At 67.7% G+C, this 26,653-nt stretch carries 16 protein-coding genes, 1 tRNA gene and 1 pseudogene; 9 read left to right on the top strand and 9 right to left on the bottom strand.

Going from position 1 to position 26,653, the window contains the following annotated elements; all coding sequences use genetic code 11:
- Positions 1 to 1,053 precede the first annotated feature (1,053 nt).
- Entirely contained in the window at positions 1,054 to 2,874 is a 1,821-nt protein-coding gene (locus tag FOB47_RS13675) for a DEAD/DEAH box helicase (RefSeq protein WP_053823015.1), read from the top strand.
- 151 nt (positions 2,875 to 3,025) lie between these two features.
- Here FOB47_RS13675 and FOB47_RS13670 read toward each other — a convergent pair whose 3' ends face one another.
- The 3 genes from FOB47_RS13670 to FOB47_RS13660 all read right to left on the bottom strand — a co-directional run bounded on the left by FOB47_RS13670 (position 3,026) and on the right by FOB47_RS13660 (position 6,549).
- On the bottom strand, positions 3,026 to 3,553 hold the full coding sequence (locus tag FOB47_RS13670) for an RcnB family protein (RefSeq protein WP_244959422.1): 528 nt from the start codon (positions 3,551 to 3,553) through the stop codon (positions 3,026 to 3,028).
- A gap of 146 nt (positions 3,554 to 3,699) precedes the next feature.
- On the bottom strand, positions 3,700 to 4,194 hold the full coding sequence (locus tag FOB47_RS13665) for a cyanophycin metabolism-associated DUF1854 family protein (protein WP_053821270.1): 495 nt from the start codon (positions 4,192 to 4,194) through the stop codon (positions 3,700 to 3,702).
- A gap of 12 nt (positions 4,195 to 4,206) precedes the next feature.
- On the bottom strand, positions 4,207 to 6,549 hold the full coding sequence (locus FOB47_RS13660; protein ID WP_244959421.1) for a cyanophycin metabolism-associated ABC transporter: 2,343 nt from the start codon (positions 6,547 to 6,549) through the stop codon (positions 4,207 to 4,209).
- 303 nt (positions 6,550 to 6,852) lie between these two features.
- Here FOB47_RS13660 and cphA (FOB47_RS13655) point away from each other — a divergent pair, with 303 nt between their 5' ends.
- Entirely contained in the window at positions 6,853 to 9,501 is a 2,649-nt protein-coding gene (gene cphA / locus FOB47_RS13655; protein WP_174781316.1) for a cyanophycin synthetase, read from the top strand.
- A gap of 130 nt (positions 9,502 to 9,631) precedes the next feature.
- Positions 9,632 to 12,202 carry a cyanophycin synthetase gene (gene cphA, locus FOB47_RS13650; protein WP_174781315.1) on the top strand — a complete coding sequence of 857 codons (2,571 nt, stop codon included), beginning with the start codon at positions 9,632 to 9,634 and terminating at the stop codon, positions 12,200 to 12,202.
- Between the two features lie 50 nt (positions 12,203 to 12,252).
- Here cphA (FOB47_RS13650) and FOB47_RS13645 read toward each other — a convergent pair whose 3' ends face one another.
- Positions 12,253 to 12,912, bottom strand: a complete 660-nt coding sequence (locus tag FOB47_RS13645; RefSeq protein ID WP_006576846.1) for an amino acid ABC transporter permease — start codon at positions 12,910 to 12,912, stop codon at positions 12,253 to 12,255.
- A gap of 141 nt (positions 12,913 to 13,053) precedes the next feature.
- Entirely contained in the window at positions 13,054 to 13,791 is a 738-nt protein-coding gene (locus FOB47_RS13640; protein ID WP_226994887.1) for a transporter substrate-binding domain-containing protein, read from the bottom strand.
- A gap of 326 nt (positions 13,792 to 14,117) precedes the next feature.
- Here FOB47_RS13640 and paeA point away from each other — a divergent pair, with 326 nt between their 5' ends.
- Entirely contained in the window at positions 14,118 to 15,545 is a 1,428-nt protein-coding gene (gene paeA / locus FOB47_RS13635) for a polyamine export protein PaeA (RefSeq protein ID WP_174781314.1), read from the top strand.
- A gap of 196 nt (positions 15,546 to 15,741) precedes the next feature.
- Here paeA and FOB47_RS26165 read toward each other — a convergent pair.
- A pseudogene (locus FOB47_RS26165) lies at positions 15,742 to 16,116 on the bottom strand (phosphatase PAP2 family protein); the annotation flags it as partial.
- Between the two features lie 739 nt (positions 16,117 to 16,855).
- Between FOB47_RS26165 and FOB47_RS13625 the strand changes: the two are divergent.
- The gene (locus tag FOB47_RS13625; protein ID WP_174781313.1) at positions 16,856 to 19,033 is read left to right on the top strand and encodes a S8 family serine peptidase; all 2,178 of its coding nucleotides are present in this window, start codon (positions 16,856 to 16,858) and stop codon (positions 19,031 to 19,033) included.
- On the top strand, positions 19,030 to 20,373 hold the full coding sequence (locus FOB47_RS13620; RefSeq protein ID WP_174781312.1) for an MBL fold metallo-hydrolase: 1,344 nt from the start codon (positions 19,030 to 19,032) through the stop codon (positions 20,371 to 20,373). The genes FOB47_RS13625 and FOB47_RS13620 overlap by 4 nt, the downstream gene beginning before the upstream one ends.
- 43 nt (positions 20,374 to 20,416) lie before the next feature.
- Here FOB47_RS13620 and FOB47_RS13615 read toward each other — a convergent pair whose 3' ends face one another.
- Complete coding sequence (locus FOB47_RS13615) at positions 20,417 to 21,370, bottom strand: LysR family transcriptional regulator (protein ID WP_053821262.1); 954 nt, start codon at positions 21,368 to 21,370, stop codon at positions 20,417 to 20,419.
- A gap of 125 nt (positions 21,371 to 21,495) precedes the next feature.
- Between FOB47_RS13615 and FOB47_RS13610 the strand changes: the two genes are divergently transcribed.
- The 3 genes from FOB47_RS13610 to FOB47_RS13600 all read left to right on the top strand — a co-directional run bounded on the left by FOB47_RS13610 (position 21,496) and on the right by FOB47_RS13600 (position 24,968).
- Positions 21,496 to 22,758: a D-amino acid dehydrogenase gene (locus FOB47_RS13610; protein ID WP_053821261.1), complete on the top strand. Its 1,263-nt coding sequence runs from the start codon at positions 21,496 to 21,498 to the stop codon at positions 22,756 to 22,758.
- A 129-nt stretch (positions 22,759 to 22,887) separates the two neighbouring features.
- Positions 22,888 to 23,841: a glutamate/aspartate ABC transporter substrate-binding protein gene (locus tag FOB47_RS13605; RefSeq protein ID WP_174781311.1), complete on the top strand. Its 954-nt coding sequence runs from the start codon at positions 22,888 to 22,890 to the stop codon at positions 23,839 to 23,841.
- A 170-nt stretch (positions 23,842 to 24,011) separates the two neighbouring features.
- Entirely contained in the window at positions 24,012 to 24,968 is a 957-nt protein-coding gene (locus FOB47_RS13600; protein ID WP_053821260.1) for an Rpn family recombination-promoting nuclease/putative transposase, read from the top strand.
- Positions 24,969 to 25,069: 101 nt separating this feature from the next.
- On the opposite strand, the gene FOB47_RS13595 is transcribed toward FOB47_RS13600, so the two are convergent.
- Together FOB47_RS13595 and serS are read right to left on the bottom strand one after the other, a co-directional pair.
- Positions 25,070 to 25,159: transfer RNA gene (locus FOB47_RS13595), tRNA-Ser, on the bottom strand.
- A 111-nt stretch (positions 25,160 to 25,270) separates the two neighbouring features.
- On the bottom strand, positions 25,271 to 26,584 hold the full coding sequence (serS, locus tag FOB47_RS13590) for a serine--tRNA ligase (protein ID WP_053821259.1): 1,314 nt from the start codon (positions 26,582 to 26,584) through the stop codon (positions 25,271 to 25,273).
- Positions 26,585 to 26,653 lie beyond the last annotated feature (69 nt).

Below are 26,653 nucleotides of genomic sequence, written 5' to 3'. Positions count from 1 at the left end.
CGACGCCCTGGGATGCGGACACCGTTGAACCGGCAATTCCGCGCGCGCGGCCATCGGCCGAGACAGGGGCGGAGTATAGCAAAGTCACTTGGCGGGGAGCGTCTCGCCGGCACCAGGCCATGTGCGATTTCGCCCGTGGAGCTGCGTCCCGGGTGCGACTTGGCGCGCGGACCCTCCTCTCGGGGCCGATCGTCCGGCATGCGGAGCCGCCTCGCGGGTGTGATCTGGCCGTCGTGCCCGCCTCGTGGCGCCAACTCCCGCACAAATGAAAAGCCCGCCAATGTCCTGGCGGGCTGGCTGCGGACGGGCCGGGCAGTCTGGGTCGACGCTGGCGGCATCGCCACAAGCCACGGTACAGGTCCTCTTCCTCATGGTTCCGCCGATGTCGCGGCCGCCCATCCGGACCACCCGGACAGTCGGAGAAAGAAGGCGCTGGCGTGCATTGCGGAGATACCGATGGCGAACAGCGAGGCACTCGCTGGAGACGGCCATCGGGTGGGAGGTTGTCCGCATCCGTGCCGGCACTTCGTGTCGACACTGCGAGTATAGGGCGGGGGTTCGGGGATTCAAGAGACGTGGACTCGGGAGCCGGCGGAGCCTCGCCAATGTCCGCCCAAAGGCGCTTGCGGGCAATGTTTTCGCAGTGCAGCAAGAATTTGCGGGTTCTGCTAGAATGCGCCCCGTGAGTTCGCAATGCGAGCCGTGCACACGCCGACCAGCCCCGCGGGCCAGAGGCGATGCCGCTTCCGCTCTCAAGCTCTGTCGCTCGGTTCTCCGGTCGTTTCCCAGTAGTGTTCGACCACCCGCCGCTTGCCAGGCCGCCATCTCACTTGACGCCGCCTCGTCTCCGATCCTGTTGAACAGCCTCGTTGCTGTTTGCCTGCCAGGGACCCGGCTTCCGGTCTTGTACCGGTCGCCCCCTGCCTGCCGCCGTACTGCCAGCTGAGTCTGTCGTCACGGCCTTCCGATTGGCGCCGAAGCCTTTTTAAGACTTTGCACTGCGCCCACCCTCTTGCCGACGGCAGGGGTGCCATGCATCAAGACCCTTACGACATGACCCAGCACGAATTCCGTGCGGAGCAGCCTTTTGCCTCCGCCAACGATATCTCCAATACCAACGCGCCGAGCCCGCTGGACCGCCTGCAGGCGATCCTCGAGCCGCAGGACGCGCCCGAAGCCGCCGCCTCGGCGGCCGACGGTTTTGCCGCGCTAGGCCTCGACGCCGCGATCCTGCGCGCGCTGGCCGAAGCCAACTACACCACGCCGACGCCGGTACAGGCGCAGGCGATCCCGGCCTTCCTGGCCGGCCGCGACCTGCTGGTGTCGAGCCAGACCGGCTCGGGCAAGACCGCCGCCTTCATGCTGCCGGCGATCCAGCGCATTTCGGAACGTCCCGCGCCGAACCGCCCGCGCGCCGACGAGCCCGTCAAGCGGATGAAGGGCAAGCGTCCCCGCCCGGCCCCGGCCCAGCCGTCGCTGCTGGTGCTGACGCCGACCCGCGAACTGGCGCTGCAGGTGACCGACGCGGCCGCCAAGTACGGCCGCCATCTGCGCCGCATCATCTGCGCGAGCATCCTGGGCGGCATGCCATACCCGAAGCAGCTGGCGATGCTGTCGAAGATGCCGGACATCCTGGTGGCGACGCCGGGCCGTCTGCTCGACCATATCGACGCCGGCCGCATCGACCTGTCGCAGCTCGACATGCTGGTGTTCGACGAGGCCGACCGCATGCTGGACATGGGCTTCTCCGACGACATCGACGCGATCGTCGCGGCGACGCCGGCCACCCGCCAGACGCTGATGTTCTCGGCGACCGTCGATGGCCGCATCGCGCAACTGGCCGCGCGCCAGCTGCGTGACCCGCAGCGCATCGAAATCGCGGCGGCGCGTGCCGATCAGAGCAACATCGAGCAGCGCCTGCATTTCACCGACGACATGTCGCACAAGGAGCGCCTGCTCGACCATCTGCTGCGCGACGCGTCGCTGAAGCAGGCGATCGTGTTCACCGCGACCAAGCGCGATGCCGATTCGCTGGCCGAGCGCCTGTCGGACACCGGTTTTGCCGCCGGCGCATTGCACGGCGACATGACGCAGGGCGCGCGCAATCGCACGCTGACGGCACTGCGCCGCGGCAACCTGCGCGTGCTGGTCGCCACCGACGTGGCCGCGCGCGGCATCGACGTGCCCGATATCACCCACGTGGTGAACTTCGACCTGCCCAAGCAGGCCGAGGACTATGTGCACCGTATCGGCCGTACCGGCCGCGCGGGCCGCTCCGGCGTGGCGATCAACCTGGTCAACCACAACGATGCATTCCAGTGGAAGCGGATCGAGCGCTTCACCAACAACCGCGTCACCGCGTCGGTGATCGAAGGCCTGGAACCGCGCCGCACGCCCAAGCCGCGCACCGGCTTCGGCGGCAAGCCCGGCGGTGGCCGTCCGGGCAATGGTGGCGGCTATCGCGGCGGCGAGCGCAAGTTCGCCGGTGGCGAGTCGCGCGGTTATGGCAACGGCGGCGGCAACGGTGGCGGCTATCGCGGTGATCGCGAGCAGGCACCGCGCAGCTTCGGCGGCGGCGAATCGCGTGGCTACGGCGCCGGCGGCAACGGCAATCGCCCGTTCGGCGAGCGCAGCTTCGGCGATCGTCAATATGGCGACCGTCCGTTCGGCGACCGCAAGCCGGCCGAGCGCAGCTTCGGCGACCGCGATGGCAATCGTGGGGGCTATCGTGGCGACAATCGTGGCGACAGCCGCGACGGTGCCCGCAGCTTCGGCGACGGCAACCGCGGCGGCTACGGCAATCGCCATGGCGGCAACGGTGGCGGCTACGGCGGCCAGCGCCAAGGCCAGGGCCGCTCGCGCTTCTCGCGTTAAGCCGGTTCGGGGCCGGGCCCCGAACCAATGAAAAGGACGTCTTCGGACGTCCTTTTTTTTTGAGCCAGCGCCAAACAAAAACCCGCGCCGGCGTCCTCACGCTGCGCGGGTCGTATTGCGACGGGCCAATGTATTGCCCGCCCGTTGCGCGCTATTGCCCGGTCACGACGCGGGCGATGGTGCCGTTGCGGGTCGAGACCAGCAGGAACTCATTGCCGATACCGACCCACTGGTGCCCCTTCGGCGGGCGTTCCAGCTGGAACGAGCGCCAGTCGTCGATCACGTACTGACGGTCCCGATAGGCGGTCGGCAGACGATCGCCCTTCTTCCATTGCCCTGGCGCATAGGCATACGGCGAAGCCGATGCGCCGGGACCGCCGGGCGTAGCCGACGGCGTGGCGCGCTCGCCGGGTTGAGCGACGCGTCCCGAGGGGCCGCCCATCTGCGCGCCGCCCCTTTGCGAGCCGCCCATCTGCGAGCCACGCGTATCCGAACCGCCCGTCTGCGGCCCCCCCATCTGCGAGCCACCCCGCTGCGACTCCGGCGGGGCCCCCGCTCCTGCGCCGTACCCGCCGGCGCCGGCCGAGCCGCCGCCAGAGCTGGATTGCGCCAGGCCGACCGATGAACCGAACACGCCCGCGGCCACCAGCAAACCCATCAACATGTGGTTCCTCTTCATCGAGATCTCCTTGTTGGTTGGGACAGCGATGGCAAGTTACACCCTGCGGGCGCGAGGCGGCAACGCAGCTTTGTATCTGGATATTTCGGTGGTGCGGCCTAAGAGACTCGCGGCAACGGACGCTTGGCGCAGCCGCGTGACAGCGCTTACAGGAAGCGGTCCAGCAGCTTGCGGCTGGCCTTGTCCAGCGCCTGCTGACTGCGGATCAGGTAGTGGATGCCATGGCTGTCGGAGATCAGCAGCGTGGTGCCCGCCAGCCGGCGGATATCCTCCTCGCCGCGCAGCACCAGCCGGGTCGGACCGCGATCGGTCTCGACCTGCCACGTACTCGGCGTGGCGAAGGTCGACACGCTGACGATGCGGCGGATCTCGGGCATGAATTCGCGCCCGCCCAGCTCTTCCTCGACGATCGCGCGCGCGCTCGCCGGCAGGTGCTCCAGGCGCTCGATCCACGCCAGCTCGTGGCCCTCGGCGCTGACCAGCGCGATGCCATCGTCCGGCGCCGTGATCGGGAACGCGCGCACGGCGACCACGCCCTCATGCACCATGCCCTCGGCGGTCGTCAATACCAGACGGCCGAAGGGATTGCGCGACAGCTGGAACGGGAATGCGACCGCAGTCGTCGATTCGCTTGCTTGCATGATCGGACTTCCTTATTGCACGACGGCGGCACTGGCCGTGACATGGGGCGCGACGGTATTGACCTCGACCGGATCGTCCGGATCGGTATCGACATTGCGGGCCTGCGCCTGGTACAGCCTGTAGTAGGCGCCCTCGCGCGCCATCAGCTCGTCGTGCGGGCCCACCTCGACAATGCGTCCGCGGTCCATCACCACCAGCCGGTCGGCCTTGCGCAACGTCGACAGCCGGTGCGCGATCGCAATCGTGGTACGGCCCTGCACCAGGTTGTCGAGCGCCTTCTGAATTTCCTTCTCGGTCGCGGTATCGACCGACGAGGTCGCCTCGTCCAGGATCAGGATGCGCGGATCGATCAGCAGCGCCCGCGCGATCGAGATGCGCTGGCGCTCCCCGCCCGACAGCGCCTGGCCGCGTTCGCCGACCAGGGAGTCGTAGCCGTGCGGCAGCCGCAGGATGAACTCATGCGCATGGGCCGCGCGCGCGGCGGCGATGATCTCGGCGCGGGTCGCATTGGGCCGCCCATAGGCGATGTTCTCGGCGATGGTGCCGAAGAACAGGAACGGCTCCTGCAGCACCAGGCCGATATGGCGGCGGTAGTCGGCCACCGCCAGCGAACGGATATCGACGCCGTCGACGCGGATCGCCCCTTCCGACACGTCGTAGAAGCGGCAGATCAGGTTGACCAGCGTGCTCTTGCCCGAGCCGCTGTGCCCGACCAGGCCGATCATCTCGCCCGGACGGATCTGCAGATCGAGCCCGCGGATCACCGCGCGGCTGCCGTAACGGAAACCGATATCGCGCAGCTCGATGGCGCCGCTGACCTGCGCCAGCTGCGTGGGCCGCGCCGGTTCCGGCACGCTCGACACGTGGTCGAGGATGTCGAAGATCCGCTTGGCGCCCGCCGCGGCCTTCTGCGTGACCGAGACGATCCGGCTCATCGAATCGAGCCGCGTGTAGAAGCGGCTGATATAGGTCAGGAACGCGACCAGCACGCCGACCGTGATCGCATCGCGCGAGACCTGCCAGATGCCGAAGATCCAGACCACCAGCAGGCCCACTTCGGTCAGCAGCGTCACGGTCGGCGTAAACAGCGACCACACGGCGTTGACGCGGTCGTTGATCGCCAGGTTGTGCCGGTTGGCCTCGCGAAAGCGCTCGACCTCGCGGCGTTCCTGCGCGAAGGCCTTGACCACGCGGATGCCTGGAATGGTATCGGCCAGCACGTTGGTGATCTCGGACCAGTTGCGGTCGATCTTCTCGAAGCCATGGCGCAGCCGGTCGCGGACCTGGTGGATCATCCAGGCAATGAACGGCAGCGGCACCAGCGTGACCAGCGCGAGCCAGGGGTTGATCGAGATCAGGATGACCGCCGTCATCATGATCATCAGCACGTCGGTGAAGAAGTCGAGCAGATGCAGCGACAGGAAGACGCAGATACGGTCGCTCTCGTTGCCGATGCGCGCCATCAGGTCACCGGTGCGCTTGCCGCCGAAATACTCGAGCGACAGCTTCAGCAGGTGCTCGTAGGTGGTGGTGCGCAGGTCCGCGCCGATGCGCTCGGACACGCGCGCCAGCAGATAGGTGCGTGCCCAGCCCAGGCTCCACGCGATCAGCGCCGCGCCCAGCAGGCCGCCCAGATAGAGCCGCACCAGACCGTAGTCGATCGGCACGCCGTTCTGGTAGGGGATCAGCACCTTGTCCATCAGCGGCATGGTCAGGTACGGCGGCACCAGCGTCGCGCCGGTGGACAGCAGCGTCAGCACGAAGCCCGCCAGCAGCTGCATCCGGTACGGCCTGGCGAAGCGCCACAGCCGCAGCAGCGCCCACGTCGACGGCGGCGTTTCGAGTTCGCGGCTGCATTGCGGGCATTCGTCCTCGCCCGGCGGCAGCGGCGCGCGGCAGGTCGGGCAGACGCCCTCGACCTCGATCGGCTCGCGCGCGGCCGTGCCGGCGGCGAGACGATCGCGTTGCGCGTTGAACGTTTCGAGCAGCCGCAGCGCGGCGGGATTGTTGCCCAGCGTGTAGTGCCAGGCCGCGAGCCGGCCGCTTCGGTCCTGCAGCTCCAGCGTGCCGACGCCGGCGTGGTCGCCATGGTGCATCGTCAGTTCGGCGCCGATCGGCCATTGCCGCCAGCCGTCCTGCCCGCCCTGCCCATTGTCCCGGGCCAGCACGCGGCGATCGGTGACAACCACCACGCCTTCTGTAAAATGCAGCCGCCGGTCGAGATCGACCTCCAGCCAGGCCAGCACCGTTTCGCCGTGCAGGTCCCGGCGGGAGCCGAGTTCGGCCTCCAGCGAGACGCGCCAGGGGTCAGGCAGCGTGGGGGTCGATGATGCGGAGGTAGCGGCTAGGGTCATGGTCGGCACAGCGGGCGTCGTTTCGTCGGGCTGCGCGAGCATGGCGCAAGCGGTCGGCCGACGGTCGAAACGACATGTCTTGATACAAATAAAAATGGCGGGCGCTGCCGGAATGCCGATATGTCGGAGGATGGATCGGCGCAAGCGCGGCGCAAGTATACATAAGCCACATCGGCGCAGCGGCGTCTGTCGCGGCGCACAAACGCTTTTTCGTCGGGAAGTCAACCAGGTCTACGCTGTAACGTTATTGAAAGGTTAGACTTCCGCCCCACGGGCGCATCGCCCATGCCTCAAGCTCATTCAATGAAGAAAAAGGACATTGAGATATTCGATGTCATGTCGCTGCGCGGCCCCAATATGTGGACATATGGGCCGGTGCTGGAGGCGTGGGTCGATATCGGAGAACTGGAGGAATACCCCTCCAACAAGATTCCCGGCTTCTACGAACGCCTCACGGCCTGGCTGCCTTCGCTGATCGAGCACCGCTGCAGCATCGGCGAGCGCGGCGGCTTCCTGCAGCGGCTGAAGGAAGGCACCTGGCCGGCGCACATCATGGAGCATGTGACGCTGGAGCTGCAGAGCCTGGCCGGCCTGCCCGGCGGCTTCGGCAAGGCGCGCGAGACGCCGGTGGTCGGCGTCTACAAGGTCATCGTCACCGCCTGGGACGAGCGCGTGGCCCGCGCCGCGCTGTTCCTCGCGCGCGATCTGGTGATGGCCGCGATCGAGGACCGCCCCTTCGATGTCGATGGCGCCGTCGACGAACTGCGCCGGCTGATCGATCGCCACTGGCTCGGCCCGAGCACCGCCTGCATCGTCTATGCCGCCGACGACCGCCGTATCCCGGCGCTGCGCCTGTCCGACAGCAATCTGGTCCAGCTGGGCCACGGCGCGCGCCAGCGCCGCATCTGGACCGCCGAGACCGACCGCACCTCCGCGATCGCGGAAAGCATTTCGCGCGACAAGGACCTGACCAAGTCGCTGCTTCAGTCGTGCGGCGTGCCGGTGCCCGAGGGCCGGCTGGTGGACAGCCCCGAGGATGCCTGGGAGGCCGCCGAGGAGATCGGCGTGCCGGTGGTGGTCAAGCCCTATGACGGCAATCACGGCCGCGGCGTGTTCACCAATCTGATCAGCCGCGAAGAAGTGCAGACCGCCTATGCGGTCGCCATCGACGAAGGCAGCGGCGTGATCGTCGAGCGCTTCGTGCCCGGCAACGAGCACCGCCTGCTGGTGGTCGGCGGCCGGCTGGTCGCGGCGGCAATGGGCGAGTCGGCCAGCGTGGTGGGCGACGGCAAGTCGACCATCGACGAGCTGATCGAGCTGCAGATCAACTGCGACCCGCGCCGCGGCAATACCGAGGATCATCCGCTGAACCGCGTGCGGCTGGATTCGGCCGCCCGCCTCGAACTGAAGCGTCAGGGCTTTACCGGCGAATCGGTGCCGCCCGAGGGCCGCCATGTGCTGATCCAGCGCAACGGCAACGTGGCGTTCGACGTCACCGATCGCGTCCATCCGAGCGTCGCCGCGCATGCCGCGCTGGCGGCGCGCGTGGTGGGCCTCGATATCGCCGGCATCGACCTGGTCGCCGAAGACATCTCGCGCCCGCTGGAAGAGCAAGGCGGCGCGATCGTCGAGGTCAACGCCGGCCCTGGCCTGCTGATGCACCTCAAGCCCGCTGCCGGCACGCCACGTCCGGTCGGCCGTGCGATCGTCGATCACCTGTTCCCGCCCGCCGCGGACGGCGATGCCCCGGCCGACGACGGCCGCATTCCGGTGGTCGGCATCACCGGCACCAATGGCAAGACGGTGGTGGCCAAGCTGGTCGCGCGGCTGCTGCAGTTGTCGGGCCGCCATATTGGCCTGGCCTGCAGCGACGGCCTCTATCTGGACCGCCGGCTGGTGGAAGGCGGCGATCGCGCCAACTGGGAAGCCGCGACCCGCGTGCTGAAGAACCGCGCCGTCGAGGCCGCCGTGTTCGAGAACGACAGCGGCACGATGCTGTCCGAGGGCCTGGCCTACGACCGCTGCCTGGTCGGCGTGGTCACCAATATCGATACCCCGGACCACCTCGGCCACTACTACATCGAAGACGCCGACAAGATGTACAGCGTGTTGCGCACGCAGGTCGACGTCGTGCTCAAGCACGGCGCCGCGGTGCTCAACGCGCGCGATCCGCTGGTGGTCGAGATGGCCGAGCTGTGCGACGGCGACGTGATCTTCTTCGGCGGCAGCGCCGAGCTGCCGGCGATCGCGCAGCACCGTGCCGCCGGCAAGCGCTCGGTGTACGTGCGCGAGGGCCGCATCGTACTGGCCACCGGCAACAGCGAATTGCCGCTAGCCGATGTCGCGGCGATTCCGCTCACCTATGCCGGCCGCGTCGGCTTCCAGATCGAGAACGTGCTGGCGGCGGTGGCCGCGGCCTGGGCGCTGGGCATCTCGCACGAGCTGATCCGCGCCGGCGTGATGACCTTCGATGTCGGCCAGCTCGACGTGCCGGGCCGCTTTACGCTGTTCGAGCGCAACGGCGCCACCGTGATCGTCGACGACGCGCACAACGCCCCCGCGCTGGAGGCCCTGGCCAAGGCGCTGGAGCGCTTCCCGTCCGAACGCCGGCTCGCCGTGTTCGGCGCCGGCGCCGATCGCCGCGACGCGGACCTGATCGAACAGGGCAAGGCGCTCGGCGCCGCCTTCGATCGCGTGTTCCTGTGCGAAGACCGCAGTGTCGCGCGCAAGCTGCCCGACAGCGAGGCGCGCGCGCTGCTGAAGAAGGGCCTGTACGAGGGCCGCCGCGTCAGCAAGATCATCGACCAGGGCAGCCGGCGCGAGGCCGTCGAGGCCGCGCTGTCGCAGCTGGTCGCGGGCGATCTGCTGGTGCTGCAGGCCGACGAGGCCGATATCGGCACCACGCTGGACCAGGTTCACCACTGGCTGGGCCAGCCGGCCCGGCGCGGTTGACCGGCCGGCATCGATGATCAGGGGCAAGGCGCCGAGGTTCTGACTCGCTGAAGCGCTGAAGGATAGAACGGTCGCCTGCCGCGGGGTCGCGCCCCGACCGGCTGGCGGCCGACCGATAGGAAACTGATTGATGGAAGTCTCACGCATCCGCGCGCTGCGCGGTCCGAACCTGTGGTGCCGCCACACCGCGATCGAAGCGATCGTCGCGTGCCCCGACGAAGCGGGCACGATCGAGGACCTGCCCGGTTTCGAGGAGCGCCTGCGCGCGCGCTTCCCCGACATCGGCCCGCTGCGGCCCGACGATGCGCACGGCGATGCGTCGCTGGCCCATGCGCTCGAATGCGCGACGCTGCGGCTGCAGGCGGCCGCCGGTTGCCCGGTGACCTTCAGCCGTACCTCGCCCACCGTCGAGCCCGGCACCTACCAGGTCGTGGTCCAGTACAGCGAGGAAGAAGTCGGACGCCTTGCGCTCGACCTGGCCCAGCAGCTGTGCATCGCCGCGCGCGACGACACGCCGTTCGACCTGGACCATGCGCTGTCCCGCCTGCGCGAACTGGACGAGGATGTACGGCTCGGGCCGAGCACCGGCTCGATCGTCCATGCGGCGGTCGCGCGGGGCATTCCCTATCGCCGCCTGACGCAGGGCAGCATGGTGCAATTCGGCTGGGGCAGCCGCCAGCGGCGCATCCAGGCCGCGGAAACCGATATGACCAGTGCGGTTGCCGAATCGATCGCCCAGGACAAGGAGCTGACCAAGAGCCTGCTGCATGCGGCCGGCGTGCCGGTGCCGCTGGGCCGCTCGGTCAGCAGCGCCGAAGAGGCATGGGAAGTGGCGCAGGAAATCGACGCGCCGGTGGTGGTCAAGCCGCGCGACGGCAACCAGGGCAAGGGCGTGGCGGTGCGCATCCGCACGCGCGAGGAAGTGATGGCGGCCTATGAGGTCGCGGCCGAGATCAGCAGCGACGTGATCGTCGAACGCTATATCCCCGGGCACGACTTCCGCCTGCTGGTGGTCGGCAACCAGCTGGTCGCCGCGGCCCGGCGCGATCCGCCGCAAGTGATCGGCGATGGCGTGCATACCGTGCGCCAGCTGGTCGACGAGGTCAATCGCGATCCGCGCCGCGGCGAAGGCCATGCGACCTCGCTGACCAAGATCCGCTTCGACGATATCGCGCTGGCCACGCTCGCCAAGCAGGGCCTGACCGCGGAATCGGTGCCGCCCAAGGGCACGCGCGTGATCCTGCGCAACAACGCGAATCTGTCGACCGGCGGCACCGCCACCGACGTCACCGACGACGTACATCCCGAGATGGCGGCGCGCGCGGTGGCCGCGGCGCAGATGGTCGGCCTCGATATCTGCGGCGTCGACGCGGTCTGCGAAACCGTGCTGAAGCCGTTCGAGGAACAGGCCGGCGGCATCGTCGAGGTCAATGCCGCGCCGGGCCTGCGCATGCATCTGCAGCCCTCGTACGGCAAGGGCCGCGCGGTCGGCGAGGCGATCATCTCGACGATGTTCGCCGACGGCGACGACGGCCGCATTCCGGTCGTCGCGGTGTCGGGCACCAACGGCAAGACCACCACGGTCCGGCTGATCACCCACCTGCTGGCCGGCAGCGGCCTGCGCATGGGCATGACCGGCACCGACGGCGTCTATATCAACGGCCAGCGTATCGACACCGGCGACTGCAGCGGCCCGCGCAGCGCGCGCAATGTGCTGATGCACCCCGACGTCGACGCGGCCGTGTTCGAGACCGCGCGCGGCGGTCTGCTGCGCGAAGGGCTGGCGTTCGACCGCTGCGACGTCGCGGTGGTGACCAATGTCGGCGAAGGCGACCACCTCGGCCTGTCCTATATCAGCACGGTCGAAGATCTGGCGGTGCTCAAGAGCGTGATCGTGCAGAACGTCTCGCCGCAAGGCATGGCCGTGCTGAACGCGGCCGATCCGATGGTTGCGCGCATGGCGGACGCCTGCCCGGGCGCGGTGACGTTCTTCGCCCGCGATGCCGAGCACCCGGTGCTGGCCACGCATCGCGCGCAGGGCAAGCGCGTGGTATTCACCGACGGCGGCGACCTGGTCGCGGCAGAGGGCGATACCCAGGTACGGATCGCGCTGAAGGACATTCCGCTGACGCGCGGCGGCAGCATCGGCTTCCAGGTCGAGAACGCGATGTCGGCGACCGCGGCGGCATGGGCGCTGGGCATCGACTGGTCGGTGATCCGCCGCGGCCTGGCGACCTTCGTCAGCGACGCGGCCAGCGCGCCGGGACGCTTCAATCTGTTCGACTATCGCGGTGCGACGCTGATCGCCGACTACGGCCACAATCCGGACGCCATCCAGGCGCTGTGCAATGCGATCGAGACGATGCCCTCGCGCCGCCGCATGGTGGTGATCAGCGGCGCCGGCGACCGCCGCGACGAGGACATCCGCCGCCAGACGCAGATCCTGGGCGGCGTGTTCGACGACGTGGTGCTGTACCAGGACCAGTGCCAGCGCGGACGGGAAGATGGCGAGGTGCTGGCGCTGCTGCGCGAGGGCCTGCGGGGTGCCACGCGGGCCAGCGCGGTCGACGAGATCCGCGGCGAGTTCCTCGCCATCGATACCGCGCTGGGCCGCCTGCAGCCGGGCGACCTGTGCCTGATCCTGGTCGATCAGGTCGAGGAAGCGCTGGACCACATCGCCAGGCGGATCGCGGAAGGTTGAGGCGAGCGGGCGCCGGCAGGAGTGCCGGCGCCCGCTTCGCTATCGGCGGCTCAATGCCGCCCCGGCAACGACAGCCGGCGCTCCAGCAGCCGTTGCACGAACGACAGCAGCGTGCTCAATACCCAGTAGATCGCCGCCGCCGCCAGATAGAGCGGCAGCGGCTGATAGGTCGCCGCGATCAGTTCCTGCGTGGTGCGCAGCAGTTCGGTGACCGTGATCACCGACACCAGCGAGGTGTCCTTGATCAGGCTGATCAGGCTGTTCGACAGGCTCGGCACCGCGATGCGCAGCGCCTGCGGACCCACCACGTAGCGCAGCGTCTGCGCCGGCGTCAGCCCGAGGCTGTAGGCCGCCAGCCATTGCCCGCGCGAGATGCCGAGGATCGCCCCGCGCATGCTCTCCGACAGATAGGCGCCGACATTCAGGCTCAGCGTCAGCACGCCGGCGGGCGTGGGCTCCATCGTGATGCCAATGCCCGGCAGGCCGTAATACACCACGAAGATCTGCACCAGCAGCGGCGTGCCGCGCATCACGCTGACATAGACGCGCGCGATCGCCCTGAGCACGCGGTTATGGCCGATCCCCATCAGCGCGACCACCAGGCCGATCACCAGCCCGAAAGCCATCGACCACAGCGCGAACTTGATGGTCAGCACCATGCCTTGCAGCAGCACGGGCAGCGAATCGATTACCAGTTGAAGGGATGGCATGGCAGGCGGGGAATGTAGGCGGGGTGGAGGCGCTGATGACCGCGCAAAGTCGGAATCATAAAGGGGTGCCCCAAAAAACAAAACGGCAGTGCGATTGCACTGCCGTCTGTCATTGGGCGCTGTCGCCCGGCCGGACCAGGCTTACTTGACCGGCTTGGTCACGTCCGCGCCGAACCACTTGTTCGACAGCTTGGTCAGCGTGCCGTCCTTGCGCAGATCGTCCAGCGCGCGGTCGAGTGCCTGTGCGAACTTCGGATTGTCCTTGCGGAACGGGATCGCGACCTCGGTATCGCCGCCCTTCACCACCGCGCCGGCGCGCAGCGGCAGATTCGACGTCTTGATCAGGTAGTTGACCATCAGCCGGTCGTTCAGCGCGGCATCGACACGTTGCGCGGCCAGGTCGCGCAGATACTCGGGCGCGCCCGGATAGGTCTTGACGTCGATGCCCGCCACCGACTTGGCCAGCTCGTTGTAGTTGCTGCCCAGGCTGACGCCCAGCCGCTTGCCCTTCAGGTCTTCCAGCGACTTGAACTCGCGCTTGTCGTCCTTGCGCTGGATCAGCTGCGCGGCCGAGAAGACGTAGGGCTTCGAGAAGTCCAGCACCTGCTTGCGCTGCGGCGTCACGTTGACCTGATTGACGATCACGTCGAACTTGCCCGCCTGCAGCCCGGCGATGATGCCGCTCCATTCGGTGGTGACGAACTCGGGCTTGACGCCCAGCTTGGCCGCAACGGCGCGCGCGACATCGACGTCGAAGCCTTCGAGCTGGTTGTTGGCGCCGCGATAGCCGAACGGCGGATAGGTGCCCTCCAGGCCGATCTTCAGTACGCCTGCCTGCTTGACGTTGTCGAGCAGATCGGCGGCATGGGCGCCGGCCATCGTCAGGGCCAGCAGCGGCGCCGCGATCAGCGGGCGGATCCAGCCAGCGGGAAACCAGGTCATCGAGTTCTCCAATCGAAGTTGATGGACGGCATGATAGTGCATGCGCCTGACGGCGCCTCGGCAGCGTTTCAGCAGCGTTTCGGCACCGCCTCCGTACCGGCACAGACTAAGTCAATCGCTATCAAATCAAAAATAACAATTCATAATGGCTATATAACGGGTAGTCCAGGCGGCGTTCGGTTCGCATTGACAGCCCGCATCGGCCTGCACCATCATCGAAACGCCCTTCCGGCCTCCAGCCACCGGCCCCTGCCGCCATCGCCATGTTCGTCCTGATCCTGCTGCTGCTGATCCTGATCAGCGCCTTCTTCTCGATCTCCGAGATCGCCCTGACCGCCGCTCGCCGCACCAAGCTGCAGACGCTGTCGGAGCGCGGCGACCGGCGCGCGACCAAGGTGATGCTGCTCAAGGAGGAGCCGGGCAACTTCTTCACCATCGTGCAGATCGGCGTCAATACCGTCGCGATCCTGGCGGGCGTACTGGGCGAGAAGCATCTGTCCGACGTTGCCTTCGCGCTGCTGTCGCCCCACTTCAGCGACACGATCGCGCAGCGCATCGCCAATATCGGCTCCTTCCTGCTGGTCACGCTGCTGTTCATCCAGTTCGCCGACCTGATCCCGAAGCGGATCGCGATGAGCTTCCCCGAGGCCTGCGCGCTGGCGGTGATCGGGCCGATGCTGTGGCTGCTGAAGGTGCTCAAGCCGCTGGTCTGGCTGTTCAATGCCGCCGCCGATGCCGCGCTGCGGCTGCTGGGCCTGCCCACCAAGGCGGTCGAGCAGATCACGTCGGAAGACATCGCCGCGATGGTCGATGCCGGCGCCGAGGCCGGCGTGCTGCTCAAGCACGAGATCCACCTGATCGAGAACGTGTTCGAACTCGATTCGAAGAGCGTCACGGCGATCATGACGCCGCGCGACGAGGTGGTCTACCTCGCGCTGGACGAGAGCGCCGACAGCCTGCGGCGCAAGCTGGTCAAGTACCCGCACGCGCAATATCCGGTCTGCGACCACGATCTGGACGACGTGCAGGGCTTCGTCGAATCGCAGGACATCCTGCGCTCGATGCTGGCCGACGAAGCCGATTCCGCGATCGCCAATCTGGCCCGGCACTACGACAAGAACGTGCTGGTGATTCCCGACACGCTGACGCTGTCCGAGGCGATGACGCGCTTTCGCGAGATGCACCAGAGCTTTGCGGTGGTGATGAACGAATACGGGCTGGTCGTCGGCATCGTCACGCTCGACGATATCGTCGGCGCGCTGATGGGCGACATCCTGTATTCGTCGGAGGACGAGCAGATCGTGCGGCGCGACGAGGACTCGTGGCTGGTCGACGGGGTGACGCCGCTGGTCGATCTGAAGAAGGCACTGGACCTGGACGCGCTGCCGGCCGAGGACTATGTCGACACCGCGGCCGGGCTGGTGATCTATACCCTGAAACGCATCCCGAAGAAGTCGGAATTCATCGAGACCGCGGGCTATCGCTTCGAGGTGCTCGACATCGACCACCACAAGATCGACCAGTTGCTGGTATCGCGGCTGCCGGCCGGCCGCGGCGGCGGCGGTGCCGCCAAGCCGGCGCAGGCATCGCCGCCGTCCGTGGCACCGCCGGCCGCTGCGTCGGCGGATCCAGCCGCGCCGGGCTCCGTCCCTGCTCCTGCCCCGGCTCCGGCGCAACGGGCACGGCCTTAGCGGCATCGCGGTAGCGCTCCACGTTGTGGGGCAGATGATAGACGGCGACCCACGCACCCATCGCGAGCGCCGCGGCCGCGGCCACGCCGGCCAGCGGCGCCGCCGAGAGCCTGGCCGGCACATGCAGTGTCAGATAGGCGGTCGCCAGCATCACGATCCAGGCCATGCCCAGCGCGTAGCCGGCCACCACGTCGGACAGCCAGTGCATGCCCAGATAGAGCCGCGACAGGCCGATGGCGACCACCACGGTCGCGATCACCGCCAGCACGGGGATGCGCACGCGCCACGGCTGCCGCACGCACAGCAGAAAGGCCAGGAAGCCGTAGGTCACCATGCTGCTGGTCGCGTGCCCGCTCGGAAACGAGAACGACTCCACGCCGCCGTAGATGCTGGCCGGCCGCGCGCGCGCGAGGCCGTACTTGAGCACCAGCACGCAGGCTCGCGCGCCAATCAGCGCGATGGTCCAATAGACGGCCGCCGCCCACGCCCGGCGCCACGCCAGCCAGCCGAACACCGCGATCCCGATCGCCACCGAAATGCGCGCGCCGCCGAATTCCGTGATTGCGGTCATCGCGACATCGAGCCAGTCCTGCCGGCCCTGCTGCAGCCATGCGAACACCGCCTGGTCGACGCGTACCAGCGGCGTTTCCGCGGCGACCGCCACCGCGAGCCAGATCAGCAGGCCCCCGCTGGCCAGCAGCACCGCCGCCGCGATCGCCACCAGCAGGATTTCGGCGACCTCGCGCTCCAGCAGCTTCAGCACGCGCGGCCAGCGGTCGCCCGCCCGCGCGTGCAGCGCATCGTGTGCGACGCGGCGCAGCGAATCGAGCAGCCGCACCGCCGGATGGATCAGCACCAGCGCGATGCGAACGAGGCAAAGCCCCAGTACCGCCAGCACGACGAACAGCAGCAGGCCGCCGATCAGCAGGCCGGGCGTGGGTTGCTCGAAGCGCAGCCAGGCAGGCCACTCGGCGATCAGCTCGTCCATCGTGTCCTCGAACTGATCAATCCCGACGTCAAACTCATCTTCAATAGCAGCATGGGCAGATCCCGTGTATTCGTATTCGACCGCGGCAACGACCGTGTCATGCGGGCCGGATAAAACGATCGCGTCAGCCCGCATGATAGAACGCGGCTCCGGGCAGATCGCGGCCGCGCGGCCATGGCATCGCAATCACGACGCGCTCGCGCTGCAATCCCGCTGCAATCGCGCTGCAATCCCGCTGAACTCACGCTTGAAAATTTTGCAGTGGCCGCCCCGGCACGAAGCCGTTAGGCTATGCAGCGAGCGCGACGAGGAGAAAACCCCGATGCCACGCGACGATACCCCGCCCCTGCAGCATCTGCATCCCAAGCTGCGCCAGGTCAGCAACGGCAGCGAGCCGGTCAACCAGCTGCGCGCGCAATACTCGCAATGCGTGGTCACGCGCAAGCCCGCGCTGCCCGAACCGGCCGAGCGCCGGCTGACGATCGAGCAGCAGGAACGCGACCGCTTTGCCGCCGGCCTCAGCGACTACAGCTGTCTGACGGTGCACCGGGGCCGCGTGACCCGGCCGAAGCAGCAGGCCATGCCGGTGGCCGACGACGTCTTCATCAACGTGGTCGTCGAAACCGAGCCGCGCGAGCCCGGCGCGCCCGACGATACCGAGCACGTGCTGCGTGCCATCGATCGCATGCTGGCCGAGGCGGGCCACCGGCGCCGTCCCGGCCAGCAGCCCGCCACGCCGCTGCTGCACCGGCGCAATTTCATCGCGGCCACCGTGCCGATCTCCACGTTGCGCGCGCTGGCGGCGCTCGACGGCGTGCGCTACGTGCATCGCAGCGAGACGCTGTCGCTGCGGCTGCCCCGCCCCGATCGCGTACCGGCGGCAGCGGCGGCGGCGCTCGAACCGACGCCGCGGCGCGTCGCGGTCGACGGCCAGACGCAGAACGGCGCCGGCGTGCTGATCGGCATCATCGACGTGGGCGGCTTCGATTTCTCCCATCCGGATTTCCTCGATGCCGACGGCAATACCCGCTTCGTCTCGATCTGGGACCAGGGCGGCGATTTCCGGCCGCCGCCGCGAGCCTTCGGCTATGGTGCCGAACTGACGCGCGAGCGCCTGAACGCGGCGCTGCAGGCCGCGCGCAACGGCGGCCCGCCCGCCACCGAGCTGGAACGCCAATCGCAGCAGGAGCCGGGCTCGCATGCGACTCATGTGGCCAGCATCGCGGCGGGCAACCAGGGCCTGTGTCCCGGCGCGCTGATCGCCGGCGTGCTGATCAGCGTCGAGCCGCCCGGCGACGACTATGCCGCGCGCCGCTGGACCTTCAGCGATGCCTCGCGCATCGTCCATGCGGTCGAATATCTGCTGGCGGTGGCCGAACGCGAGGGCCTGGCGCTGTCGATCAATATCAGCCTGGGCACCAACGGCGGCTCGCACGACGGCGCCAACGGCACCTGCCGCTGGCTCGACGCCTTCCTGGCCACGCCGGGCCGCGCGATCTCGATCGCGGCCGGCAACGCCGGACAGGAGCGGCCCACCGACGAGGACCGCTTCGGCTGGATCATGGGCCGCATCCACACCAGCGGCAAGATTGCGGCCAAGGGCCTGACGGTCGAGCTCGAATGGATCGTGGTCGGCGACGGCATCGCCGATCTGTCGGAAAACGAACTGGAGATCTGGTACGGGGCGCAGGACCGCTTGACGGTTTCGGTGCAGCCGCCCGGCTCGGCCGACTGGTACGAGGTTGCGCCGAAGCAATACATCGAGAACCGGCGGCTGCCCGACGGCACCGTGCTGTCGGTCTACAACGAGCTCTACCATCCGTCCAACGGCGACAACTACATCGGCGTCTACCTGTCGCCCTTCCTCGATGCGCGCGCCTATACACCGATCACCGCCGGCGTCTGGAAGGTACGGCTGCACGGCGACGAGATCCGCGACGGCAGCTTCCATGCGTGGATCGAGCGCGACGATCCGACGGAACTGCAGCGCCGGCGCGAACTGGCGGCCTACCGCTTCCCATCGTTCTTCGCGGAGGCGACCAACGTCGATTCGCATTCGATCAATTCGCTGGCCTGCGCGCATTGGGTGATCGGTGTGGCGAACGCCGACACCGAGCAGGCGCGCGTGCATATCTCCAGCAGCCAGGGGCCGACGCGCGACGGCCGCAACAAGCCCGACGTCTGCGCGCCCGGCACCGGCATCGTCGCCGCCAACGGCTTCGTCGACGATGGCGGCTGGGTCGCGATGACCGGCACCAGCATGGCCAGTCCCTACGTGTGCGGCGTGATCGGCCTGATGCTGGCCGCCAGGCCGACGCTGACGGCGGCTCAGTGCCAGGGCATCCTGCGGCGCACCGCGCGGCCGCTGCCCTCGCACGACTACGCCTGGCGCAACGACGCGGGCTACGGCCTGATCGATCCGGTCGCCGCGATAGAGGAGGCGCGCGCATTCGACGAGCGCCGCGAGCGGCGCGATCCACCGGCGCGGAGGCGCGCATGAAGATCCGCCTGTTCCAGTCCTATCAGGGCGACTGCCTGCTGATCGAGGCAGCGTCGGGCCACCGCATGCTGTGCGACGGCGGCACCGGCGCGGCGATGCGCGATTTCGTCGCGCCGTCGCTGGAGCGGCTCGCGCGCGACGGCGCCATGCTCGATCTGGTCTACGTCTCGCATATCGACGACGATCATCTGGGCGGCGTGCTGGCAATGCTCGAGGCCGCGCTCCAGTGGAAGGTCTACGACTACCATGCCGAGCGGGGCGATCCGCCCGCCAAACCGGATGCTCGCCGCGTGCCGCGCATTGGCGCGCTGTGGCACAACGCCTTCCACGATCAGATCGGCGCCAACGCCGGACCGATCCATACGCTGCTCGCCGCAAATGCGCGGGCGCTGCGGGCGAGCCATGTCGAGACGCTGGAGCTGCTGGGCCGCGAATACGCGCGCATAGCCAATTCGGTGCCGCAGGCGCTGCGGGTATCCCGCCTGGTCAAGGCCGATCTGCTCGATATTCCGTTGAACACGCGATTGGGCGACGCCGCGGAGGCCGGCGTGGCGCCGGCCGGCGCTTCCGCCGGCAAGCTGATCGTCGCCCGGCCGGACGCCCCGGCGCAGTCGCTGGGCTCGCTGCGCATTCGTGTACTGGGCCCTACCGCGGCGGAACTGAAGCGGCTGCGCGAAGGCTGGAACAACTGGCTGCGCGATCCCGCCAATCGGCTGCGCGCGCAGGCCATCCGCGACCGCTATGCCAACGGCCTGCTGGCGATGGCGGGCGGCCGGGCCGACGATCCGTTCGACCTGCGCGAATGGGAGGGCACGCCGTCTTACCGCGGTGTCACCACGCCGAACATCGCGTCGCTGATCCTGCTGGTCGAAGAGGAAGGCCATCGCGTACTGCTGACCGGCGACGCGCATCCGGACATGATCCTCGCCGGGCTCAAGCAGGCCGAGCTGCTGCGCGACGGCGCGCTGCACGTCGATGTGCTGAAGGTCCAGCACCACGGCTCCGAGCACAATATGTCGCCGGCCTTCTGCCGCGCGGTGTCGGCCGATCATTACCTGTTCTGCGGCAACGGCGCGCATACCAATCCGGAGCTGACCGTGCTCGATGCCTTGCTGGCCGCGCGCGTCGGCCCCGCCGGGCAGCGGGCACGCGCACCGGAAGCCGAATCGCGGCCGTTCACGTTCTGGTTCAATACCACCGCCGCCGCGCAGACCCAGCAACGTCATATCGCCCACATGGAGCAGGTCCAGCGCTGGGCCGATGCGGCGCTGCGCAAGCATGGTCCGCGGCTGCGGGTGCGCTTCGTCGACGGCGCCTACGCCAGCCTGACGCTGCGCTGAGCACGGGCATCGCCGTGGCCATGCGGGGAGGCGATCCCGGCGGCTATTTGAGCGCGTGCTCGAAGGCGACCGCCGGCGCGGACAGGCGCCGGCCCAGCTGGGCGGCCAGTTCCTGCGCGGCCTCGGCAAAGCGCTCGCGCAGCTGCTCGGCCAGGCTCGGAATGCCGCGATGGCTGGCGCGCAGCATCTGGATCTCGAAGGCCATCGCCGGCTGGATCTCGTGCAGCGAGACGGCGTGCGGATCGCTGCCCAGCGCGGTGTACTGATCGAGCAGCGCCACGCCGAGCCCACCCTCGACCAGCTTGCGCGCCAGCGAGTAGGTCTGCACCTCCAGCGTCGAGCGCGGCTCCAGCGCATTGCGCGCCAGCAGCTGGCGCACCATCAGGCCGAGCGAGCTGTGGTCGTCGTAGCCGATGAAGGCGCGGTCCATCAGCCTGGCCATCGGCAGCGGCGTGCGCCGCGCCGCCCCGGACAGCGGCTGGCCGCGCGGCACCGCCAGCAGCATGCGGCCTTCGGCCACCGTCTGCGCGGCGATCGCCTCGTGCGGCGGCGGCGCGAAGGCAAAACCGATATCGATCTGGTTGCGCAGCAGCCCCTGCACGATCTCGTCCGTATGGTGGGTCAGCACCTGCACCTGCGTGTCGGGATGGCGCGCGCAGAAGCGCTGCAGCGCCGGCACCAGCAGCGGATCGGCCAGGCTCGGCGTGGCCGCCACGCGCAGCCGGCCGGCGCCCTTGTGGCGCAGGCTCTCGGATACCCGCCGCACGCGGTCGATCTCGCCATATAGCCGTTCGACATCGCCGTACAGCGCGGTGGCCTCCGGTGTCGGGCGCAGCCGGCCCTTCGCGCGGTCGAACAGCCGGAAGCCGAGCGAGGCCTCGGCATGCTGCAGCACGCGCGTGACCACCGGTTGCGAGACATGCAGCAGCCGTGCGGCCTCGCTGACGGTGCCGGTCAGCATCACGGCGCGGAAGACCTCGATTTGTCGCAGGCGCATGGCAATCCAGGGGGATCGGGCAAGGTATAGCCTAAAGACATATTCTGGCACGTCTTCGCATTGGGCAGGCCGGGCGCCCTGCTCTACCCTTGCGACATCGCAAACCGGTAGGGATGAATACGGCAATGAAGGTGGTGATCACCGGCGCCGGCGTGGTCGGCATGGCCACCGCCTGGCAACTGGCCAACGACGGCCATCAGGTCACGGTGCTGGAACGGCGCGACGGTCCGGGACTGGAGACCAGCTTTGCCAACGGCGGGCAGCTCAGCTACAGCTATGTCGCGCCGCTGGCCGGTCCCGGCGTGCTGGCCAAGGTGCCCGGCTGGCTGCTGCGCCGCGACGCGCCGCTGCGCTGGCGGCCGCGGCTGGACCCTGCCCAATGGCGCTGGCTCGCCGCCTTCGTCGGCGCCTGCAATGCCTCGCGCAGCGATGCGACCACGCGCAAGCTGCTGCGGCTCGCCTTCCATTCGCGCGACCGCATGCGTGCCTTCCTCGACCGCCACGACATCGACTTCGATTTTGCGCGGCGCGGCAAGCTGATCGTCCACCGCGACATGGCCAGCTTCGACGCGGCGCGCCGACTGCTGGATTACCAGGCGGGGCTCGGCAGCGAGCAGCACGCGCTGGACCGCGACGCCTGCGTCGCACTCGAGCCGGCGCTGGCCGGCATCCGCGACCAGATCGTCGGCGCCATCCATACCCCGAGCGAGGAAGTGGCCGATTGCCACCGCTTCTGCGTCGGACTGGCCGATCTGCTGCGCCAGCATCCCAATGTGTCGCTGCGCTTCGGCACCGCGGTACGCGCGATCGAGCGCCAGGGCGACGCCGCCCGCGGCGTGCATACCGACGCCGGCTTCGAGGCCGCCGACGCGGTGGTGCTGGCTGGCGGCATCGGCAGCGCGACGCTGCTGCGGCCGCTGGGGCTGCGTGCACCGCTGTGGCCGCTGAAGGGATACAGCATCACTGTGCCGGTCGGCACCGGCGCGCAGGCCCCGCACATCAGCGTCACGGACTTTGCCCGCAAGATCGTCTATGCCCGCATCGGCAACACGTTGCGCGTGGCCGGCATGGCGGACCTGACGCGGCCCGATACCCGGATCGACCAACGCCGGGCGGCGACGCTGCTGGACGAGACCCGCTCGGTCTTCGGCGGCATCGCCGGCGACCGTTCCTTGTCCGACCTGCAGCCCTGGGCCGGTCTGCGGCCCGCCACACCGACCGGTCTGCCCCTGATCGGACAGTCGCGACTGCGTCAGCTGTGGCTCAACATCGGGCACGGAGGACTGGGGTTTACGCTGGCAATGGGCAGCGCGAGCCTGCTGGCAGATATGATCGCGAAGCGGCCGCCCACGGTCGATCCCGCCGACTACAGCGCGACGCTGGCGTAGCGCGCCACTGCCCGCAGCACAGAGCAGCAGAGCGGAACGAGGGGCCGCCGCTTGCACGGCCCTTGCTAGCAGTACCACCCGATGTTGCGTTTCAACAAGAGCCGTTCCACAACCAAGGAGAGCCTGACCATGAAACTGCCTACCGCCACCCGCACTGCGCCACGACAGGCGCGCCGTTCGCTGCGGTCCGCCCTGGGTGCGCTGCTGACCGCCGCGCTCGCTTACGGTGCGTTCGGCACCATCGGCGCCGCTCATGCCCAGCAGAACGACACGCTGGCCAAGATCAAGCAGAACGGCGTGATCACCCTCGGCCATCGCGAATCGTCGATCCCGTTCTCCTATACCAATGGCCGCGAGGTCATGGGGTATTCGCACGAGATCATGATGGCGATCGTCGACAAGGTGAAGACGCAGCTGAACATGCCGAACCTGCAGGTGCGGATGATCCCGATCACCTCGCAGAACCGTATCTCGCTGATGCAGAACGGCACCATCGATCTGGAATGCGGCTCGACCACCAACAACCTCGAGCGCCAGAAGCAGGTCGGCTTTACCAACAGCCTGTTCGTCTACGGCATCCGCATGCTGGTGCGCAAGGACGCCGGCGTGAAGGACTTCGATGACCTGAAGGGCCGCAATGTCGTGACGACCGCCGGCACTACGGGTGAGCGCCTGCTGGTCAAGATGAACGGCGAGAAGGCGATGAACATGAACCTGACCGGCGCCAAGGACCACGGCCAGGCCTTCCTGATGCTCGAGTCGGGCCGCGCGGTCGCCTTCGTCATGGACGAGCCGCTGCTGTACGGCGAACTGACCAAGGCGAAGAATCCCGCCGAATGGACCGTCGCCGGCACGCCGCTGCAGACGGAGAACTACGCCTGCATGCTGCGCAAGGACGATCCGCAATTCAAGGCGCTTGCCGACGGCGTGATCGCCGACCTGATGAAGTCGGGCAAGGCCGAGCAGCTGTACAAGAAGTGGTTCCAGTCGCCGATCCCCCCGCGCGGCATCAACATGAACTACCCGCTGTCGGCGGAGATGAAGGAGCTGTTCGCGAACCCGAACGACAAGGCGTTCCAGTAAGCGTTTTCGGTCTCCGCAACAGGAAGTCCGCATCGGCGCTCAGGCGTCGATGCGGACTTTTCTCATTCTGCGCGCGCCTCCGGCCGAAACGTAAAGCGCGTGCATTTTTCAGAAGCTTCCGGGTCCACCGATCGGCAAGCTACGCAGGTCTCAACACGGTATCGCCGATCATGGTTCTGACCTACGACTCCTGCTACAAGCTGCTGTTCTCCACGCCCGATCTGGTGCGCGAACTGGTCACCGCATTCGTCGAGAACGACTGGCTGCGCAGCCTCGATTTTGAAACGCTGGAGAAAATTCCCCCGCAATACGTTGGCGACAACTTGCGCCAACGCGCCAATGATGTGGTCTGGCGCGTCCGCGCCGACGACGATCGGCTCTACCTCTACATGCCGATCGAATTCCAGAGCACTGTCGACCCTTGCATGGCAGTCCGTGTCATGGAATATATGGGACTGCTCTATCAGGACCTTGGCCGCCGCAAGAACGTGCTCGCGGATCGCAAGCTGCCGCCCGTTCTGCCGCTGGTGATGTACACCGGCAAGGCGCCGTGGACCGCCCCTACCGACATGGCTTCGATGGTCGTTGCCGCTCCGCGTTTGGCAGCTAGATTCCAGCCGCAACTCGCCTATCTGCTGATCGATACGAGCCAGTATCGGGATAGCGATCTGCAGGCGCTGAACAATCGCGTGGCCATGGTGATCCTGATCGAGCGCGGGGATCTGGATCGCCTGCCCGAACTGGTCGATCAACTGAACGAGATGATCGATGGCGACGTCGAACTGCACCGGATTTTTTCGATCTGGATGCGTCAACTACTCCATCGCCGGAGCGACGGGGTTTTGTTGCTACCGGAGGTGGTCAACCTGAAGGAGGTCAATATGAGCCTGGTGTTATCGCTAAATGAGTTGAGACAGAAAGGAGTTTTGCAAGGCAAGGTAGAGGGGGAAGCATACGTGCTGCAGAAGGTGCTGACACAGCGATTTGGCTCGTTGCCGCCGGACATTGCCTCCCGCATCGCGCGGGCCAATACCGAACAACTCGAACGCTGGGTGGATCGGCTGGACTCAGCCCAATGCCTCGACGACATCTTCAGTGACCACACTGAAGGACGGGTCGCCGCCTGATTCCCTGATCGATGGATTGAGCCAGCGCACCCAAACCCGAACAAGAAGCACCGCCCAAAACAAAAACCCCCGAAGGCACGCCTTCGGGGGTTTTGCACTACTGGCGGAGAGGGTGGGATTCGAACCCACGGTACCGTTGCCGGTACGCCTGATTTCGAGTCAGGTACATTCGACCACTCTGCCACCTCTCCTGAACTGGTCGCGTTGCGGCGAAACCGAGATTATAGAGAAGTCAAAAACAGACTGCAAGAGGGTCGGCACGTTTTTGGCGTGGCTTCTTGCTGCTGCCCGGTTGGCCGGCCTCAGGCCTCCGGTTCCAGCCGCGTCAGGCCGCCCAGATACGGTTGCAGCGCGGTCGGCACCGTGACCGAACCGTCTGCGTTCTGGTAGTTCTCGAGGATCGCCACCAGCGTGCGGCCGACCGCCAGGCCGGAGCCGTTCAGCGTGTGCACGAGCTCCGGCTTGCCTTGGCCGGCGCGGCAGCGTGCCTGCATGCGGCGCGCCTGGAAGTCGCCCATGTTCGAGCACGAGCTGATCTCGCGATAGGTGTTCTGCGCGGGGATCCAGACTTCGAGGTCGTAGGTCTTGGTGCTGCCGAAGCCCATGTCGCCGGTGCACAGCACGATCGTGCGGAACGGCAGGTCCAGCTTCTTCAGGATCGCCTCGGCATGGCCGGTCAGTTGTTCGAGCGCGTCGAACGATGCCTCCGGGCGCACGATATGGACCAGCTCGACCTTGTCGAACTGATGCTGGCGGATCATGCCGCGCGTGTCCTTGCCGTACGAGCCGGCCTCGGAGCGGAAGCACGGCGTATGGGCGACGAAGCGCAGCGGCAATTCGTCAGCCGACGCGATGACGTCGCGCATCAGATTGGTCAGCGGCACCTCGGCGGTCGGGATCAGGTAGTAGTTCTCGGTCCGCTCGCCGCCGTCCGCGCCCTCGCCGCCCACCTGGCGCGGCACCTTGAACAGGTCGTCCTCGAACTTGGGCAGCTGGCCGGTACCACGCATCGACGCCGCATTGACGATGTACGGCACGTACATCTCGGTGTAGCCGTGTTCGAGCGTATGGGTATCGAGCATCAGCTGCACCAGCGCGCGATGCATGCGGGCGATGCCGCCGCGCAGTACCGCGAAGCGCGAGCCGGTGATCTTGGCCGCGCTCTCGAAATCGAGGCCGAGCCGCTCGCCGACGTCGACGTGGTCGCGCACCGGAAAGTCGAAACTGCGCGGCGTGCCGACGCGGCGCACTTCGACGTTGTCGTTCTCGTCCTTGCCGACCGGCACGCTGTCGTGCGGCAGGTTCGGCAGCGACAGCATCAGCTGCTGCAGCTGGGCCTGGATGTCGTCGAGCCGCGCCGCCGATTCCTTCAGCGTGTCGCCGATGCCGCCGACCTCGGCCATCAGCGCCGACGCGTCCTCGCCCTTGCCCTTGGCCATGCCGATCTGCTTGGACAGCGTGTTGCGGCGGGCCTGCAGTTCCTCGGTGCGGGTCTGCAGTTGCTTGCGCTCGCTTTCGAGCGACTGGAAGGCGCCCAGGTCGAGTTGGAATCCGCGCGTGGCAAGGCGTTGTGCCACGGCGTCGGGGTCTTTGCGGAGCAGCTGGATGTCGAGCATGTTTGCGGGAAAAGCGTGCGGTCGGAGCGATCGGGAAGCGGCAGGCATGCCGCCGAACCGCACATTTTA

Origin of the sequence: Cupriavidus gilardii (assembly GCF_013347325.1) — a bacterium.
In the GTDB taxonomy this organism is placed as follows: Bacteria; Pseudomonadota; Gammaproteobacteria; order Burkholderiales; family Burkholderiaceae; genus Cupriavidus; species Cupriavidus gilardii.
The sequence above is the reverse complement of the archived record's forward strand: the minus strand, read 5'-3'. Positions and strand labels throughout refer to the sequence as shown.